Below are 281 nucleotides of genomic sequence, written 5' to 3'. Positions count from 1 at the left end.
AGCTATGTTTGTACCAGGAATTTATGTTGCAGTTACTTCATTTCATCAGGGAGTTATTCCTACGGTTTTATTAGTAAATTTTGCTGCACAGCGTGAAGGAGTGCCATTACCTGTAATTGTAGAAGCAATAGTAATGGAAATAGTATTTGAGTTATTACGAGAAGCTGGTGTTCGAATGCCAAGATTAATTGGACAAACACTTTCAATAGTCGGGGCATTGACATTTGGACAAGCAGCCATTCAAGCTGGTTTTATATCAAATTCCATGATCAGTATTGTTG

The 281-nt window shown here is 37.0% G+C and carries 1 protein-coding gene; it reads left to right on the top strand.

All coding sequences use genetic code 11. From position 1 onward, the window contains the following. Positions 1–281: spore germination protein (locus tag CN692_RS18700; RefSeq protein ID WP_142317543.1), on the top strand; the 281-nt coding region annotated here is incomplete at both ends.

This window comes from Bacillus sp. AFS002410 (assembly GCF_002556365.1).
GTDB lineage: Bacteria > Bacillota > Bacilli > Bacillales > Bacillaceae_G > Gottfriedia.
This window is presented reverse-complemented; position numbering and strand designations above follow the sequence as displayed.